The 18,317-nt window shown below is 44.4% G+C and carries 15 protein-coding genes and 1 tRNA gene; 14 read left to right on the forward strand and 2 right to left on the reverse strand.

The features are described 5' to 3' along the window. Positions 1–77 precede the first annotated feature (77 nt). The 8 genes from ACRD6K_RS17845 (at position 78) to ACRD6K_RS17880 (ending at position 6,951) form a co-directional block, all read left to right on the forward strand. Positions 78–161 (forward strand) — tRNA-Leu (locus ACRD6K_RS17845). 142 nt (positions 162–303) lie between these two features. Beyond that, a complete protein-coding gene (gene tig / locus ACRD6K_RS17850; RefSeq protein ID WP_299582692.1) occupies positions 304–1,659 on the forward strand; it encodes a trigger factor in 1,356 nt (451 codons plus the stop codon). A gap of 135 nt (positions 1,660–1,794) precedes the next feature. Beyond that, positions 1,795–2,469 (forward strand): ATP-dependent Clp endopeptidase proteolytic subunit ClpP, encoded by a 675-nt coding sequence (gene clpP, locus ACRD6K_RS17855; protein WP_299582689.1) that lies wholly within the window; start codon positions 1,795–1,797, stop codon positions 2,467–2,469. 23 nt (positions 2,470–2,492) lie between these two features. Then, positions 2,493–3,707, forward strand: a complete 1,215-nt coding sequence (gene clpX, locus ACRD6K_RS17860; RefSeq protein WP_430974375.1) for an ATP-dependent Clp protease ATP-binding subunit ClpX — start codon at positions 2,493–2,495, stop codon at positions 3,705–3,707. Between the two features lie 151 nt (positions 3,708–3,858). Continuing rightward, positions 3,859–4,479, forward strand: coding sequence for an ABC transporter ATP-binding protein (locus ACRD6K_RS17865; protein WP_299582683.1), 621 nt, complete (start codon positions 3,859–3,861; stop codon positions 4,477–4,479). Further along, the gene (locus ACRD6K_RS17870; RefSeq protein WP_430974376.1) at positions 4,476–5,267 is read left to right on the forward strand and encodes an ABC transporter permease; all 792 of its coding nucleotides are present in this window, start codon (positions 4,476–4,478) and stop codon (positions 5,265–5,267) included. Before ACRD6K_RS17865 ends, ACRD6K_RS17870 begins: the two co-directional genes overlap by 4 nt. Before the next feature lie 92 nt (positions 5,268–5,359). Continuing rightward, entirely contained in the window at positions 5,360–6,367 is a 1,008-nt protein-coding gene (locus tag ACRD6K_RS17875) for an alpha/beta fold hydrolase (protein WP_430974377.1), read from the forward strand. Positions 6,368–6,552: 185 nt separating this feature from the next. Next, positions 6,553–6,951, forward strand: coding sequence for an HU family DNA-binding protein (locus ACRD6K_RS17880; RefSeq protein WP_430974378.1), 399 nt, complete (start codon positions 6,553–6,555; stop codon positions 6,949–6,951). Between the two features lie 95 nt (positions 6,952–7,046). On the opposite strand, the gene ACRD6K_RS17885 is transcribed toward ACRD6K_RS17880, so the two are convergent. Continuing rightward, entirely contained in the window at positions 7,047–8,876 is a 1,830-nt protein-coding gene (locus ACRD6K_RS17885; protein ID WP_430974379.1) for a fasciclin domain-containing protein, read from the reverse strand. 490 nt (positions 8,877–9,366) lie between these two features. Between ACRD6K_RS17885 and ACRD6K_RS17890 the strand changes: the two genes are divergently transcribed. The 3 genes from ACRD6K_RS17890 to ACRD6K_RS17900 all read left to right on the forward strand — a co-directional run bounded on the left by ACRD6K_RS17890 (position 9,367) and on the right by ACRD6K_RS17900 (position 13,266). Beyond that, positions 9,367–10,896 (forward strand): bifunctional GNAT family N-acetyltransferase/carbon-nitrogen hydrolase family protein, encoded by a 1,530-nt coding sequence (locus ACRD6K_RS17890; protein WP_299582666.1) that lies wholly within the window; start codon positions 9,367–9,369, stop codon positions 10,894–10,896. Positions 10,897–11,210: 314 nt separating this feature from the next. Beyond that, entirely contained in the window at positions 11,211–11,957 is a 747-nt protein-coding gene (locus ACRD6K_RS17895) for a hypothetical protein (RefSeq protein ID WP_430974380.1), read from the forward strand. A 13-nt stretch (positions 11,958–11,970) separates the two neighbouring features. Continuing rightward, positions 11,971–13,266 (forward strand): LVIVD repeat-containing protein, encoded by a 1,296-nt coding sequence (locus ACRD6K_RS17900; protein WP_430974381.1) that lies wholly within the window; start codon positions 11,971–11,973, stop codon positions 13,264–13,266. 94 nt (positions 13,267–13,360) lie between these two features. Here ACRD6K_RS17900 and thiL read toward each other — a convergent pair whose 3' ends face one another. After that, positions 13,361–14,395, reverse strand: a complete 1,035-nt coding sequence (thiL, locus tag ACRD6K_RS17905) for a thiamine-phosphate kinase (RefSeq protein ID WP_430974382.1) — start codon at positions 14,393–14,395, stop codon at positions 13,361–13,363. Positions 14,396–14,542: 147 nt separating this feature from the next. Here thiL and sufB point away from each other — a divergent pair, with 147 nt between their 5' ends. The 3 genes from sufB (at position 14,543) to sufD (ending at position 18,259) form a co-directional block, all read left to right on the forward strand. Further along, a complete protein-coding gene (gene sufB, locus ACRD6K_RS17910) occupies positions 14,543–15,988 on the forward strand; it encodes a Fe-S cluster assembly protein SufB (RefSeq protein WP_299582654.1) in 1,446 nt (481 codons plus the stop codon). A 163-nt stretch (positions 15,989–16,151) separates the two neighbouring features. Next, positions 16,152–16,901, forward strand: a complete 750-nt coding sequence (sufC, locus tag ACRD6K_RS17915; RefSeq protein WP_299582651.1) for a Fe-S cluster assembly ATPase SufC — start codon at positions 16,152–16,154, stop codon at positions 16,899–16,901. After that, positions 16,898–18,259, forward strand: coding sequence for a Fe-S cluster assembly protein SufD (gene sufD, locus ACRD6K_RS17920; RefSeq protein ID WP_430974383.1), 1,362 nt, complete (start codon positions 16,898–16,900; stop codon positions 18,257–18,259). Before sufC ends, sufD begins: the two co-directional genes overlap by 4 nt. The last annotated feature ends 58 nt before the right edge of the window (positions 18,260–18,317 follow it).

Raw genomic sequence — 18,317 nt, forward strand, 5'->3', positions numbered from 1 at the left:
CAAGCCATTTTTTTTCAAGAAAACTTTTAAAACTGTTTGGCGAATAAAAAAAATAACATACATTTGCACCGCAATTAGCGGGCGTGGCGGAATTGGTAGACGCGCTAGACTTAGGATCTAGTGTCTTTGACGTGGGGGTTCGAGTCCCTTCGCCCGCACCAAACAACAAAAATAACCGTAGTGCTTGATTGAAAAAAATCTGAGCATGCGGTTTTTATTGATTTATAGGCTTTAGTTTAACTTGACAATAAGAGTTAACTATTTGGTTACTTGAACTTTTTCCAAAATCATAAGCGGATTTATATGAATATTACAAAAGAGAACATCAACGAGCTAAATGCGATTATTACTGTTAAAATTGAAAAAAGCGATTACGAAGCAACAGTAAACGAAAAACTAAAAGAATATCGTAAAAAAGCCAACATGCCTGGATTCAGACCAGGGAAAGTACCTGCCGGTTTGGTTAAAAAGATGTACGGAAAAGCAATTCTGGCTGAAGAGGTAAATAAGATGTTGTCAAATAACTTGTCAAAATTCATTGTTGACGAGAAATTGAATATTCTTGGAGAGCCCCTTCCAAACGAAGAAAAAACACCTGAGTTCTCTTGGGAAACAGCTGAAGATTTCGAATTTGCTTTTGATGTAGCCGTTGCTCCTGAAGTTGAAGTGAAATTCGATAAGCGCAAAAAATACCCTTACTACCAGATCGAAGTAGATGATAAAATGATCGATCAGCAGGTAGATTCATATACCGGACGTTTTGGAGAAAATGAAACGGTTGATGCCGTTGAAGAAAAAGATACTATCCGCGGAAACTTTGTGCAGTTGGATGCCGAAGGAAATGAGCTGGAAGATGGTATCAAAGCCGAGCAAGTAATCATCGCAGTTGATGTGATGAAAGACGAAGAGGTTAAACAAGCCATTCAAGGTAAAAAAGTAGGCGATACAATTGTGTTCGATCCAATCAAAGTTTATGAAAATAAACACGAAGTGGGTCATATGCTGAATATCTCGCACGAAGAAGCTGAAAACATCGAAGGAGACTTCAAATTCACCATTTCAGAAATTCTGCGATTCAAAAAAGCCGAAATCAACGAAGACTTGTTCAAAAAAGCCTTTGGTGAAGAAACTGAAATCAAAACGGAAGAAGATTTCCGTAACAAGCTGAAAGCTGATATCGAAGAGCAACTGAAATATTCAAGCGACTACAAATTCAACATCGACAGCCGTGACATTTTGGTTGAAAAAATCGACATTGAATTGCCGGAAGAATTCCTGAAACGTTGGTTGAAAGAAACAAACAACGAGTTGACTGACGAGCAGATCGAAGCTGATTTCGATAATTTCATGAAAGACCTTCGCTGGCAGTTGATTAAAGATCGCATTGCAAAAGATAACGAAGTAGACATTAAGCCTGAGGAAGTGAAAGCAATGGCTAAAGAAGTTGCAGCTATGCAATTCCGTCAGTACGGTATGTTCAGCATGCCAGACGAGCAATTGAGTGCTTATGCCGATCAGATTCTTCAAAACGAAGAAGAAAGACGTCGCATCACAACCAAAGTACAGGAGGATAAAATCATGGCCATCATCAAGGAAAACGTTAACCTGGATGAGAAACCAATCAGCCATGACAAGTTTAACGAATTACTCGAAAAATAATTCGACTGCTGCTTAGGCAAATAGCATAATTTTATAACTTTGTAAACTCCGTTTTTGGCTTTCAATGGCACTCTGTGTCGAAAGCATTGCGAAACCGGAGTTTACAAAGTTTTTTTTTAACCAGAATTTAAAGAGATGAACGATAAAAAAGAATTTCATAAATATGCCCAGGGGCACATGGGGATTAGTAGCTTGAACATGCATCGTTACGACTCGCTGTTCACCAACAGTCTGACGCCCTACATCATCGAAGAAAGACAATTGAACGTTGCTTCAATGGATGTGTTCTCCCGCTTGATGATGGACCGGATCATCTTTTTAGGAACACCGATTGATGATTACATCGCCAATATCATCCAGGCTCAGTTACTGTTTTTAGAGTCGACTGATCCAAGCAAGGACATTCAGATCTATTTCAACAGTCCTGGAGGTTCTGTTCATGCCGGACTCGGCATTTACGATACCATGCAATATATATCACCGGACATTGCGACGATTTGTACCGGTATGGCTGCTTCGATGGGAGCCGTATTGCTGACTGCCGGAACCAAAGGCAAACGCTCAGCATTGAAACACTCACGGATCATGATTCACCAACCCATGGGTGGTGCACAAGGACAAGCGTCTGATATCGAGATCACAGCGCGTGAGATTATGAAGTTGAAGAAAGAACTATACGATATCATTGCCAAACATTCAGAAAACCCCTACGAGCAAGTAGAGAAAGACGCTGATCGCGACTACTGGATGACCTCGGAAGAGGCCAAAGAGTATGGCATGATTGACGATATTTTAATCAGGAATAAATAAGCATAGCAACAGAGGAGTAGATCATGGATAAATGTTCTTTTTGCGGAAAAGAGAAGAAAGATACTAACTTGTTGATTGCCGGGATGGATGGTCATATTTGCGACCACTGCATTGAACAAGCTTATGCTATTATTGAGGAAGAGCTGAAACACGACAGTGAATTTGACCTCGCAGGGTTGAAGCTGTTGAAGCCAAAAGAAATTAAGGATTTTCTCGATCAATACGTAATTGGACAGGATCAGGCCAAACGGACCTTAGCTGTTGCGGTGTATAACCACTACAAACGCTTGACCCAAAAGGTGACCAGTGATGAGACTGAGATTGAAAAATCAAACATCATTCTGGTAGGACAAACCGGTACCGGTAAAACCTTGCTGGCCCGCACCATTGCAAAAATGTTGCATGTCCCGTTCACCATCGTTGACGCGACGGTATTAACCGAAGCCGGCTACGTGGGTGAAGATATTGAAAGTTTGTTGACCCGTTTGCTGCAGGCAGCCGACTACAACGTAGAGGCAGCCGAGCGTGGTATTGTCTTTATTGATGAGCTGGATAAAATTGCCCGTAAAGGTGATAACCCTTCCATTACCCGCGACGTGTCGGGCGAAGGTGTTCAGCAAGGTTTGCTGAAATTGCTTGAAGGTGCCATTGTGAACGTTCCACCGCAGGGAGGACGTAAGCATCCGGAGCAGAAAATGATTCCGGTCAACACCAAGAACATCCTGTTTGTATGTGGTGGTGCTTTTGATGGCATTGAAAAGAAAATTGCCAAACGCCTGAATACCTCGGTGGTTGGTTTTGGCGCGCAAAAGCTGGTGGACAACCTGGACCGCGACAACATGTTGCAGTACATTGCTCCTCAGGATTTGAAAAGCTTTGGCTTGATTCCTGAAATCATTGGCCGTCTGCCCGTGTTGGCCTACTTGGAACCACTGGATCGCAAGGCGCTGCGCAACATTTTGACAGAGCCCCGAAACTCAATTATCAAGCAATACATTAAGCTGTTTAAGCTGGACGACATTGACTTGACGTTTGAAGAGGATGCCTTGGAATTCATTGTCGATAAAGCGGTGGAATTCAGTTTGGGAGCCCGCGGATTGCGCTCAATTTGTGAAAGTATCATGATTGATGCCATGTTCGACAGTCCTTCCGATGGAATTAAAAGCCTTGTGATTACCCGGGAGTATGCGGAGGGAAAACTTGATCCCGCTCATGCCCACCGTTTAAAGGCAAGCTAAAGAGTGATTCATAAAACCTAATCAGGTAAAACCATGAGCATGCGATTACATAAAATGCAATCCAACAATGGTCATGTGTTTGTGCCTTTTTCAAGATATAGCCGGACATGTTCCGGCTTTTTTTGTCTTACTTTTTCCATACTCTTTCCTCATGATACGATTCAAGGATGTGTCTCTCAGGCTTGGAAATAAGCAGTTGCTGAAAAACTTCAACCTTCGTATTGCCAAGGGCGATAAGGTATTGCTGGCAGCTCAGTCCGGAAGTGGAAAAACCAGTTTGCTGCGGCTGATTCTGGGCTTTATTGATTCCGATTCCGGTCAGCTGTTTTATAAGAAGAAAGCGATCAGCCCGGAAAGTATTCAAAAGATTCGCAGCCAGATGGCCTACTTGAGCCAGGATGTTGATTTTCCCAATGGAAAGGTGCGCGATGTTTTTCAGGAAATCTTTCAATTCGACTCGAATAAGCATGTTGCCTATTCCGAAGAAAAGTTGCTGGAGAAGTTACGGGCTTTTGACTTGCCCGAAGCACTGCTGACTAAAAATACCAGCATCATCTCGGGAGGCGAGCGGCAGCGGTTGGGCTGGGCGCTGATCCAACTGCTCGACCGTCCTGTTCTGTTGCTTGATGAGCCTACTTCGGCCATGGACGAAAAGCAAAAGCAGCGGTTCATCGACTATGTTGCCCAAACCCGGAAGACCGTCATCTGTGTCAGCCATGACCCGGCCTGGCAAATTCCCGAAATGAAAGTAATCACGAATTTAATCACATGAACGCGGCCACCATACCCATTAGCGGATTGGTGTTTGGCTTGCTGCTGATTGCACCAAGCATCCTGCTGATCTGGTGGTTTAAGCTGGGAATAAACAAGCAGCTGTTGGTTTCGGTGGTTCGCATGTTGGTGCAGCTTAGCTTTGTTGCCCTTTACCTGAAATACATTTTTTTACTCGACCATATTCTGGTTAATCTGGCTTACATCCTACTGATGGTTTTGTTTGCCGCCCACTCGGGTATTCGAAGTTCTTCGTTGCGGCTGAAAAAGCTGTTGGTGCCTACTTTTATCGCCATGTTGCTGCCTACTTTGCTTACCTTGCTTTATTTCAACTGGGCCATTGTGCAGCTCGAGCATATTTTTCAGGCCGATGTGCTGATTCCTGTGGCGGGCCTGATGCTGGGCAATACGCTCAAGTCAAACATTGTGGCCTTAAAGACCTTTTTCAACAGCATTCGAAAAGAAGAGAAAACCTACTGTTTCTTACTGGGCAACGGTGCTTCGAAACAGGAGGCTGCCCGCCCTTTTATGAAAGAAGCGATTCGCATGGCGATGGCTCCCAACCTGGCGACCATGGCTACGGTGGGGCTGGTGTCGCTTCCTGGTGTTATGACCGGACAGATCCTTGGTGGTTCCGATCCGGTGCTGGCTGTGAAATACCAGATTATGGTGATGGTGATTATCTTTTTCAACAGCCTGCTCAGTAATATTCTGCAACTGTTCTTTGCCATCCGGCAGGGATTTACTAAAAGCGATCAGCTGGATAAAAGCCTGCTGGATCAAGGCTAACGCAAACCAGCCCCAATAAAAGAACAATTCGCCTCTAAACCATCCGCAGCGCTTCCTGTTTTAAACTACTGTACTATAAAAACAGGAACATCATGAAATTCCATAAACCATTATTGCTGATTGTGGCGCTTGTAATCAGCCTCAGTATTTCGGCCCAACAAACTGGGCTGAAAGCCCTTGGTATCAACCTCGAAAACTACGCGTACCCTTTTGATGTGAATTACCTCAGCATCGAAAGCCAAAACGAAAGCTACCAAATGGCCTTTATGGACGTAAGGCCGGCTAACCCTAATGGTCAAGCCATTTTGCTGCTTCACGGCAAGAACTTTAATGGTGCGTACTGGCGCGAAACTGCAACTGTTTTGGCCGGAGAACAGGGTTTTCGTGTGATTATTCCCGACCAGATTGGTTTTGGAAAATCGTCAAAACCGGAACATTACCAGTACACGTTTCAGCAACTGGCTGCCAACACCAAGGCCTTGCTCGACGATCTGGGGATTGAAAAAATTAGTGTACTCGGACACTCCATGGGCGGCATGCTGGCTACCCGTTTCGCACTGATGTACCCGGAACAAACCGACAAGTTGATTTTGGCCAATCCCATCGGACTGGAAGACTGGAAGCTGAAAGTGCCTTACCAGCCAGTACAATGGTGGTATGCCTACGAGCTGGGAAAAACCTATGAAGGGATCCGGAAATACCAGTTGGAGAGTTACTACGATAACAACTGGCAACCCAAATACGACGAGTGGGTCAACCTGCTGGCCGGCTGGACGCTGAACATCGATTATCCGCGTATTGCGTGGAATGCAGCCCTGACTTATGACATGATTTTTACGCAACCGGTATGCTATGAGTTTAAGCACATTGAATCACCCACCTTGCTAATTATTGGCCAACGCGACCGGACAGCGCTTGGAAAGCCACTGGTGAGTGATGACGTAAGGGCAACCATGGGCAACTATCCCGAACTGGGCCGACGCACCCAACAGCAAATCCCCAATGCCCGTTTGATTGAACTGGACAATGTGGGACACTTGCCCCACATTGAAGCCTTTGACCGGTTTATCGGGCCACTGGTGGAGTTTCTAAAGGAATAAGCTGACTTCAGAAATATACGATAGCGAAATCAAGTCGAAAACATTGGGTACGCTTGTTACTTCCCTCCGGACAGGAGAAATTTTTAATACTTGTCAAATTTTATTTTAACAGGTATCATTTTATAATTTGATACGTATTAAAATAAAAACTAACAATTGTTAATAACTTTTTAACGCCTGAAATTATGAGCGTAAAGTATTGTTTGATTCGGCAGGCGAGCCCTGGAGTAAAAGGCGGAGGTGCCTATAAATATTATGCGAGGGCTTGTGATCGGGAGAAAGTGAGTTTGAATCAAGTGGCAGATATGCTGGCCAGCCGGTCAACGCTAAGCCGGGCCGATATCATTGCCAACCTGGTTGGTTTGGTTGATCTGATTCCTCAATTGTTGTTGGATAATCGTACGGTTGAATTGGGCGAGCTGGGAACTTTCAGCTTGAACCTGAAGAGCCATGCCTTGGATGAGCCTCGAACCGATGACTTTCGGTTAATCAAATCGGCAAACATTAGTTTCAGGCCAAGCCCGTACTTAAAGGACGCTGTAAAATTTCCGGAGTATTCCAAGTCGGCCAGGAGTGCTTATTAGCCTAAGTTTTCTGACAAAAAAGAAAGGAATCCCTGGTTAGAGATTCCCTTTTCTTTCTGAAATGTTTATTGTTTTTGGCGTATTTCGATTGTGTTTTATGGAAGAATCACTTTGTCGATGACGTGAATCACTCCGTTGGTGGCTTGTACGTTCAGCAGTCCGCTAACCAGACCCGACTCACGCTCGTTGGCATCGGTAATGGTTAGTGTGGAAAGATCCAGTTCAAACGTTCCGTTTTTAGTCGTTACTGTTCCGGACTCCAGGTCGCTTGAGTACACGCGGCCATCAACCACATGGTAAAGCAATACGTCGGTTAAGAGTTCTACCGGAATGTCATCCAGACTGTTGAAATCGGGACCCAGCTCCTCCAATAAGTCGGCAAAGGCCTGGTTGGTTGGCGCAAAGATGGTAAATGGGCCTCCTTCAGCTAAGGTGCTCACCAAATCAGCTTTTTGAACGGCAGCAACCAGGATGGAGAACTCTGGATCGTAGCTCAGGGCGGTTTCAACCAGGTTCATGCTTGGCGGAAGCAGCACTTTGTCGATGGCGTGAATTACCCCGTTGGTTGCTTTCACATCGGCAATGGCCACATTGGCGTCGTTGATCATTACCCCACCGGAAAGGTCAACTTCAACGGCTGATCCGCTCAAGGTAGGCACAAAGCCATTGGCCAAATCAGTGGAATAAACACTTCCGTCAACCACATGATACAGTAAAATCGGAGTTAACTGATCGGCAGTCAGGTCGGCTACACCACCTACGCCAAGCTCAGCAAACAAGGCTTCAAATGCGGCATTGGTAGGAGCAAACACGGTGAATGGTCCACCTTCGGCCAGGGTGGTTGCCAGGTCGGCTTTCACCACAGCATCCACCAGAATCGAGAACTCAGGATTGAAGCTAATCGCCGTGCTGACCAAATCAGTCGGAGGCAATAATACTTTGTCGATGGCGTGAATAACACCATTGGTTGCTTGTTGATCAGCAATGATCACATTGGCATCATTGATCATGACACCGCTGGAAAGGTCTACTTCAACAGTTTCGCCATTCAGCGTGGGTACTGATCCGGCTTCCAAATCGAAGGAGAACACACTTCCGTCAACCACGTGGTAAAGTAAAATCGGAGTCAATTGCTCAGCTGTCAGGTCGGCTACGCCACCTACGCCAAGCTCAGCAAACAACGCTTCGAAAGCAGCATTGGTTGGGGCAAATACGGTGAAAGGTCCACCTTCGGCCAGGGTGGTTGCCAGGTCGGCTTTCACCACAGCATCTACCAGTATGGAGAATTCAGGAGCAAAGCTTATCGCCTTATCCACCAGGTCCATGGAAGGAGGTAGTAATACTTTATCAACAATGTGAATAACTCCGTTTTTGGCTGGTAGGTCATGCAGCTCAACCGATGCCTCGTCAATCATCACTCCATTGGATTTGTCCACGGTGATGTAGGCACCGTTGGCAGTTTCAACCAAACCATTTGACAAGTCGCCGGCTAGTACACGGCCTGCAACGGCATGGTAAAGAAGGATTGGACTCAGTTGCTCGGCTGTCAGTGCATCAATTCCATTGACTCCGAGTGCTGAGAATAACTCTTCAAACGCCTGATCAGTTGGAGCAAAGACGGTTAAATTGCTTTCGGCTATTGTACCTGCCAGACCAGCTTTTCCGATAGCGGCAATCAGGGTGTTAAATTTTGGATTCTGGGCAATAAGCATTTGACGCTTCGAATCGGAAATTTGACCGGAATAGGTGGCCGGGTCATCAGTAATCTGTTGCAGGGATGCGGCAATATCAACAGGAGAAGTGATTTCTGGCATGACCGGATCATCGTCATCATTACAACTTACAAATGTTAGTGATAGAACAAGCGCAAAAACCAGGGAAAAAAACCTGGATAGATTCAATTTTGTGTTTTCAAGTGTTTTCATCGTCGTTAAGTTTTTGAATTCAATCTTATAAACGGATCGCAAGCTAAAAGTGTTTATGTATTTTGCGCAGGGATTAAACAAATGTGATTTTAAAAATCTTACACTCCTTTGTTTGTAGTATTTGTAGAAGGGATAACTTGTTTGTTAATAAATGTTAATGAATTATTGATGTTGGATTGTAGGTAAGCTTTTAATTCCGAATTCACCAGATGGTATTAGTTGTTGTTTGTTGATCTTCAGTATAATGGAGGTTGATTTTGTCGTTTTTGAAAAAAAATGAGGTGTTTAATGCTTTGTTGAACCGGAAAAGACATTGTAGTGAACAACGGTTGGTGTAAGGCATTCTCTCGGGAGGAATTCTGTGTTTCCCAGTAAGTCGTCTATTTAAAATATTCCCGGAATATTTTTTTTCTAGAGGACTCGTTCTAACTTTAGCTGCCGGTTAGCTGTTGAAAGAACTGAAAATAGTGTTTAAAGAGATTATTGGCATATGACAAGTGCAAATGAAATTGAGAATATTGAGCTGTCGTTTTTAAAGCTCAGTGATTATGAAGAGTTGAAACAAGCCTTGATTGAGTCGTATCCGGAAATGCCCGACTCTTATTGGCTGAAACCGCATCTGAAGACTTTAATCAACCGCTTTCCGGAGGGACAGGTAGTGGTGAAAGTCAATGGCCAAATTGCGGGATGTGCCTTCTCCATCATTGTTGATTCAACGAAGTTCGGCAGTCAGCATACCTACAGGAAAATTACCGGAAACTATACGTTTAATACCCATAATCCGGAAGGCGATTTGCTCTATGGAATTGAGGTTTTCATTCGTCCTGAGTTTCGTGGTTTAAGGCTTGGCCGGCGTTTATACGATTACCGGAAAGAACTTTGTGAGCGATTAAACCTGAAAGGCGTTGCTTTTGGCGGGCGAATTCCCAATTACCATAAATACGCTGACCAAATGTCTCCCAAGGAATACATTGCCAAAGTCAGGCGTAAGGAGATTGAGGATCCCGTGTTCAATTTTCAGATTTCGAATGACTTTTATCCGTCAAAAATCCTAAAGAACTACCTGGAAGGAGATGAGGCTTCCAACGATTATGCTGTTCTGCTCAAATGGGACAATATTTATTACGAAGAAGAAAGCCGGAAGCCGGTAATCAACAAAAAGATTGTGCGACTGGGATTGATTCAGTGGCAAATGCGTCCTTATAAAAACCTGGATGATGTGATGAATCAGGCAGAATATTTTGTAGATGCGGTTTCGGGATATCGCTCTGATTTTGCCTTATTTCCCGAGTTTTTTATGGCTCCTTTGATGGCCGAAAATAACCATTTAAGCGAGCCGGAAGCCATCCGTGAGCTAGCTAAGCATACCGATGAAATTATTCGACGGTTTTCTGAGTTGGCCATTTCGTACAATATTAACATCATTACGGGTAGCATGCCTGAAATGGTAAATGACCGCTTATACAATGTCGGCTATGTTTGCAAACGCGATGGTTCGGTTGATCGGTTTGAAAAGCTGCATGTAACGCCTGATGAAGCTAAGGTTTGGGGGATGCAGGGCGGATCGGAGCTTAAAGCGATTGAAACGGACTGTGGAAAAATTGGCGTACTGATTTGCTACGATGTAGAGTTCCCCGAATTGGGCCGTTTGCTGGCCGATGAAGGGGTTGATATTTTGTTTGTTCCTTTTTTGACGGATACCCAGAATGGCTATTCACGCGTGCGCAACTGTGCGATGGCCCGTGCAATCGAGAATGAGTGCTACGTGGCGATTGCTGGTGGCGTTGGGAATCTTCCCAAGGTGCACAACATGGATATTCAGTATGCGCAGTCGATGGTTTTTACGCCCTGTGATTTTTCCTTCCCCATGAATGGAATAAAGGCAGAAGCAACTCCCAACACCGAGATGATTGTAATAGCCGATGTGGATATTGACCTGCTTCGGGAATTAAATCAGTTTGGAAGTGTGCGGAACTTGAAAGACCGGCGTAGTGATATTTTTCAGGTTAAACGAAGCTAGTTGGCAGGAGCTGTTCTCTTACTTTTAAAAAAGTCACTATTATGATAGTTCCTCAGTAAAACTGATTCGGTATTTTTTTTGAGCGGTTTGACCTTGTGTTAGAATAGGGGTAAATGCCAGGAAGAATATGAGAATTTGCTTTCAATAACACATGCTTGGAGGTGTTGATTTAGTAAAAGAAAGATATAAACAAATTCCTTATTTCGCTTGCTGTATCTGATTTGTTGGCTGTAAGTGCCAGAAAAAGAATCTTCTCACGCAACCTTTTTTTATCAACAAACATCTTAAAGCCAAACAAACACCAAAATAAACTTATGAAACAACTAGTCTGTTTGCTTGCTTTTTTATTGGCAATGGGGACGGCTCATGCTCAAAAAAAAGAAGTGATCTACCTAAAAAATGGGACCGTGCAGAAAGGACAGCAGATCCCGGTTGATGATGAAAAAGTGGTTGTCCGTTCGGGCAAGGATACCTGGGTTTTCCAGACATCAGAAATCGACTCTGTAAGTTCAAAATTCTCCTCGACGATTTTAAGCGGTCAGAAATCTTACTTCATCAAAACGACCGGCGGTTTGCTTATCGGAAGTTCATCCAACGATAAATCAAAGCCCTTTTCATTCGACGCATCTTTCAACTTAAAAGTGTTACCGAACTGGTATGCTGGCGTGGGGGCTGGTGTCGATTTTTTGGAGGAGTCGTACTTGCCTGTTTTTGGGAACCTGGAGTACCATTTTCGTGAGTCGATGTTTACCCCTTTTGTTGGAGTTCAGGCGGGTTATCTTTTCCCGCTCGACGATAATATCATGGTGGGCTCTAATTATTACTACGATATTATGCCTTGGTCAAGCTCTTATTACGCTGCTCAAAAGTTGGATTGTCAAGGTGGATTTATACTTAGTCCTAGCTTCGGCATGGTGAATCAACTCAATGAAAACCTGGCCTTGATGATGTCATTTGGGTATCGTTTTCACCAAGTGAGTTTTGAGGGTGGAAAAGACGAGTATAAGTTGGAGCGGGAGTATAATCGCCTGACGATACGGATAGGTATTCTGTTTAACTAGTAAATTGAGAGAAATGAATACAAAATGGATATACAGTTGCCTGTTGTTTGTTGCGGTAGTGTTTGCAGGCTGCGAAGATAAAATTGTTGAAACTTATTTGGGAAACTCGCCGGTTTACATGAGCTATGCCGATTTGCGCAATGCTGTAAAAATGGAAAGTGCCCGGGATATTGAAAACCCGGGGAAGATCTATTTCAAAGATAACTACATCTTTATTAATGAGGTGATGAAAGGAGTTCATGTGGTCGATGTGTCAGACCCTGCAAGTCCAAATTCTGTTGGATTTATTGCAATTCCCGGGAATGTGGACATTGTAATCAAAGAGAATGTTTTGTATGCCGATAGCTATATTGATTTGGTCGCTGTGGATGTGGCTGATTTAGCCTTGGTGAAGGAAGTGGGACGCGTTGAAGATATTTTCCCATACATGTTGCCTGAGTACGATTCGGAATACCGTTTGGGAGAGGTGGATGATGAATTGGGCGTTGTTGTAGATTGGGAAATAAAGAAGGTTAAGCGCGAAATTGAGCGGAACTATTACCCCATCTATTATTACGATAGTTTCTCTGATCGTTTGGAAACAGGCGGTAGCTTTTTGACGAACTCCGGTGTTGGCGGAGGCAGTGGAACCACCTTTGGTGTTGGGGGATCAATGGCTCGCTTTGGCCTGTACAAGGATTATCTTTATACGGTGGATAATAGTACCCTGTACACGTTCCAGATTGCCGATCTGGAGAATCCGCAGGAATTAGGCTCGAACAACATTGGGTGGAATGTTGAAACGATGTTTATTTATAACGATCATTTGTTTTTTGGAACAACCACAGGCATGTTGATATACAGCCTGGAGATTGAGCAGAGCCCCAAATATGTTAGTCGATATCAGCATATTACAAGTTGCGATCCAGTAGTGGTGCAGGATGATTTAGCTTATGTAACACTGCATGATGGCGGTGCTTGCGGACGTTCAGTCAACCGGCTGGATGTTATTCGAATGAATGATGATTACTCGCAGCTAACACCTATTGCCACTTATTCCATGGCCAACCCGCACGGTTTGGGGATTGATGGTGACGTGCTGTTTATTTGTGATGGAGATGCTGGCTTAAAAGTTCTTGATGCATCGGATCCTCTACAGATTGGGTATCACTTATTGGCCGAATTTGAGGATATCAACACCTATGATGTAATTCCTTTGAATGACTACCTCTTTATGGTTGGTGACGGCGGATTTTACCTATACGATTATTCCGATCTTCAAAATATTACCTTGCTTTCGTCAATTCCCATTTCTATGGCAGGTAATTAATTTCAGTTAATTCAGTTTGAAATCCGGCTTTGTCATTGGGCCGGATTTCTTTTTTTACTGTATTTCTTATTGCCGGAATATTGGCAGGAGCTGGTTAAATCGGGTTCCAGCCCTGAGCCTGCAGCGCGATGGCTGTTCCGGTACCGGTAATCATGTTGGTTCCGCCACTGGCTTCGGTAATGTGCCCAATGACGGTAATGTCCGGATCATTCTTTATTTTGTCATGATCGGCCAGGGGAATGGTAAACAGCAACTCATAGTCTTCGCCACCATTCAGGGCAGCCACAAGGGGGTTGATGCTTAGCTCTTCAGCAAATTTCTTGGTTTGAAAATCCAGCGGAACTTTCTCTTCGTAAATGCTGCAGCCCACATTGGATTTTTTGCAGATGTGCATAATTTCAGACGACAAGCCATCCGAAATGTCAATCATGGCCGTTGGTTTAACACCCAGTCTTTTCAGGGCGCTAATGACATCGGCACGGGCTTCGGGCTTAAGCTGGCGCTCCAGAATGTAATCGTAGCCTTCCAGTTTGGGCTGCTCTTTCGGGTTTACTTTGAACACTTCATTTTCACGCTCCAGTAGTTGAAGGCCCATGTAAGCTCCTCCCAAGTCGCCTGAAACACAAATCAAATCGTTCAGCTGAGCACCGCTGCGGTAAACCACATCCTCGGCGTTGGCTTCGCCAATGGCAGTTATGCTGATGGTCAGCCCGGTTAGCGAGCTGGTGGTGTCGCCACCCACCAAATCGACGCCATATTTTTCGCAGGCCAGATGAATACCGGCATACAACTCATCAATCGCTTCCACCGAAAATTTACTGGAAATAGCCAGTGAAACGGTAATTTGACGAGGTTGGGCATTCATGGCAAAAACATCGGATAAATTAACCACCACTGCTTTGTAGCCTAGATGCTTGAGAGGGACATACATCAGGTTGAAGTGAATGCCCTCCGTCAGGAGATCAGTCGTTACAACAATTTGTTTGTCATCAAAGCGAAGTACGGCAGCATCATCTCCAACGCCTTTGATCGTGCTCTTGTGTTGAATTTGGACGGCTTGAGTCAGTCGGTCAATGAGTCCAAATTCGCCGAGAGTAGAGAGTGCTGTTTGATTTTTAGTATTATCCATTTTTTAAATATCAGACCTTAAGGTGTGGATTTAAGTGTTTTCGCCTGCAAAAATAGCTTTACTTCCTTATCTTTGCAATTATTTTTAAACAGTCTATTTTAAAGTTTGTTATTACAAGCGGAAAAAGTAACGTATAAAAGTGGGATAATGGAAGAACAAGACAAGATATTACATGAGGTAACCTCGCAAGAATATAAATTTGGATTTGTCTCTGATTTTGAGTCAGAATCAATTCCCAAAGGCTTAAATGAAGATGTTATTCGGGTGATTTCGGCTAAAAAGAATGAACCTGAGTTTATGCTGCAGTTTCGGTTGGATGCCTATCGTAAGTGGCTGGAAATGCCCATGCCGGATTGGGCTTATCTGAAGATTCCACCCATTGACTTTCAGGATATCATTTACTATTCAGCCCCTAAAACAAAACCGCAGTATGAGAGTCTGGATGAAGTAGATCCGGATTTGATCGAAACCTTCAACAAGCTTGGAATTCCACTGGAGGAGCAGAAGGTGTTGGCTGGCGTGGCTGTTGACGCGGTCATTGACAGTGTGTCGGTTAAAACGACCTTTAAGGAAACCCTGGCAGAGAAAGGCATTATCTTTTGCTCTTTCAGCGAGGCCGTGCAGGAACATCCTGACTTGATCAAAAAATACTTGGGAATGGCTGTTCCCACCTCTGATAACTTTTTTGCCGCTTTAAACTCAGCTGTCTTCTCCGATGGTTCTTTCTGCTATATTCCCAAAGGAGTTCGTTGCCCCATGGAGTTGTCTACTTACTTTCGGATCAATGCAGCCGGAACCGGCCAGTTTGAGCGGACTTTGATTGTGGCTGAAGACGAAAGCTACGTAAGCTACTTGGAAGGATGTACCGCGCCCATGCGGGATGAAAATCAATTGCACGCTGCCGTGGTTGAGATCATTGCGCTGGATCGGGCCGAAGTAAAATACTCAACGGTTCAAAACTGGTATCCGGGAAATAAAGAAGGAAAAGGTGGTGTTTACAACTTTGTAACCAAGCGGGGAATTTGCCGCGGTGTTTCTTCAAAAATTAGCTGGACACAGGTGGAAACCGGTTCGGCCATTACCTGGAAATACCCAAGCTGTATTTTGATGGGCGACAACTCCGTTGGAGAGTTTAATTCCGTCGCCGTTACAAACAATCACCAGCAGGCCGACACCGGAACGAAGATGGTTCATATCGGGAAAAACACGAAAAGTACTATCATTTCCAAAGGTATTTCAGCCGGCGTAAGCAATAACGCGTATCGCGGCTTGGTGAAAGTACTGCCCGGAGCCGTTAATTCACGAAATTTTTCACAGTGCGACAGCTTGTTGTTAGGATCAACTTGTGGAGCGCACACGTTCCCCTACATCGAAGTGGGAAACAAATCATCGGTGGTGGAACATGAGGCAACCACTTCCAAAATTGGCGAAGACCAGATTTTCTATTGCAACCAGCGGGGAATTTCAACCGAGGACGCGATTGGAATGATTGTGAACGGTTATGCCAAGGAAGTGTTGAACAAGCTGCCGATGGAATTTGCCGTAGAGGCCCAAAAGCTGCTGGCCATCAGTTTAGAAGGAAGTGTTGGATAATAGAATGTATATATAAATCATAGATTTTGAGTGAGTTTTTTGCCTGGCAATCACTTGCCTGATCCGATTTCAATCCCTCAAAAGCAGAAGAGGGAAAAGCACACAGATACCACGGAAGCTTGCAAATGAAACTCATAGCTCGAAACGCGAAACTTAGAATAACATGCTAACAATAAAAAATTTAAGAGTTGCTATTGAAGGAAAGGAAATCCTGAAAGGAATCAACCTTGAAATTAAAGCAGGCGAAGTACATGCCATCATGGGACCCAACGGTTCAGGAAAAAGTACCCTGGGTAATGTTTTGGCAGGAAAAGAAGAATACGAGATACTGGATGGCGAGGTGATCTATGAAGGACAAGATTTGTTGGATCTTTCAGCGGAAGACCGTGCCCGTATGGGGGTCTTTTTGGGCTTTCAGTATCCGGTAGAAATTCCGGGTGTACCGATGGTCAACTTCATCAAAACCTCAGTAAATGAAATGCGCAAATTTAAAGGTCTGGAGCCTTTAACTGCCGGTGAGTTTCTGAAACTGATGCGGGAGAAAAAAGAACTTGTTCATCTGGACTCTCAGTTAACCAACCGTTCGGTGAATGAAGGTTTTTCCGGCGGGGAGAAAAAGAAAAATGAAATTTTCCAGATGGCCATGCTGGAACCCAAACTAGCCATTTTGGATGAAACAGACTCCGGTCTGGATATCGATGCGCTTCGGATTGTTTCTGATGGTGTAAATGCCTTGAAACACCCTGAGCGTTCAACCATTGTGATTACTCACTACCAGCGCCTGTTAGACTATATTGTTCCGGATTTTGTGCATGTTTTGTACCAGGGACAGATTGTAAAATCAGCCGGCAAAGAATTGGCCTTGGAGTTGGAAGAAAAAGGGTACGACTGGTTAAAAAATCATAGTTTATGACATTGACAGCAAATAAAGTCGCGTTAAGCGAAAAATATACCGAGCTTTTTCATGCAAACCGCAGCCTGCTGGATGAAGGTTCATCCGACTTGCTCAACCGGATGCGTGACATTGCAATTAAACGTTTTGAAAAGGTGGGAATTCCCGGCTTCAAAAACGAAAATTACAAATACACCAACCTTGAGCGGATCTTTGGAAAGTCATTCCGGCACCTGCTGGAGTACCAACCGGTGGATGTGGATCTGAATGAAGCCTTCCGTTGCGATGTTCCGCAGTTAGATACCGATGTGGTTCTGTTGGTTAATGGTTGGTACTATGCGAAGAATCAACCATTAAACAACTTGCCTAAAGGGGTGGTTGTAGGAAGTTTGAAGCAGGTTGCCAATGAACAGCCCGAACTGGTAAAGGACTACTTGAACCGTCAGGCAGGCCTGAGCGATGACCCGATTGTGGCCTTAAATACGGCTTTTGCGCAGGACGGTTTTTTCATGTACGTTCCTGATCAGGTGGTGGTCGAAAAGCCTATTCAGGTGATTAACCTGATGCGGGCTGAAGAACCTGTTTTTGCTACGCAGCGCAACCTGATTATTGCCGGAAAAAACAGCCAGGCTAAAGTGATCTTTTGCGATCATACGATGAATCCGGTGGATTTTCTGACCAACAGTGTCACGGAAGTTTTTGTCGGTCAGGATGCCGTTCTGGATATCTATACCATTCAAAACCAAAACAATCAGGCCAATTCGGTGAACTCTTCCTTTTTCAGACAAGAAGCCAATTCGAACTTGCTAAGCAGCGTAGCTACTTTGCATGGCGGACTGATTCGGAACAATTTGAAGGTTGAGATGGCTGGTGAACATGCAGAAGCCAACTTGTATGGCATGTCCTTCACCGACAAAAATCAGCATGTTGATAATTTCACCAACATCGAACATGCGGTACCCAATTGTTTGAGTAACCAGGTGTATAAGAATGTGTTGGACGAGGACTCCGTAGGTGCTTTTACCGGACGGATTCACGTGGTGCGCGATGCTCAAAAAACCAACGCTTTCCAAAGAAACAACAATGTGTTGTTGACCGACTCGGCCAAAATGAATACCAAGCCGCAGCTGATTATTGATGCGGATGATGTAAAATGTAGTCATGGTGCCACCATTGGGCAGATTGATGAAGAGGCCCTGTTTTACCTGCGTGCCCGCTGTATTGGAGAAGCCGATGCCCGCATGATGCTGATGAATGCCTTTGCTCATGAGGTGGTTCAGAACATCCGGGTGGAACCGCTTCGTGACCGGATTGATGAGCTGGTCGAAAAGCGACTTCGCGGAGAACTGGCCCGTTGCCACGCTTGCGATAAAAATTAACAAGATACCATCAAAGCCTCACTAGTGTGAGGCTTTTTTTTGGCTTCTAAACTTTCAG

The sequence above is a fragment of the Sunxiuqinia rutila genome (genome assembly GCF_050589705.1).
In the GTDB taxonomy this organism is placed as follows: domain Bacteria; phylum Bacteroidota; class Bacteroidia; order Bacteroidales; family Prolixibacteraceae; genus Sunxiuqinia; species Sunxiuqinia rutila.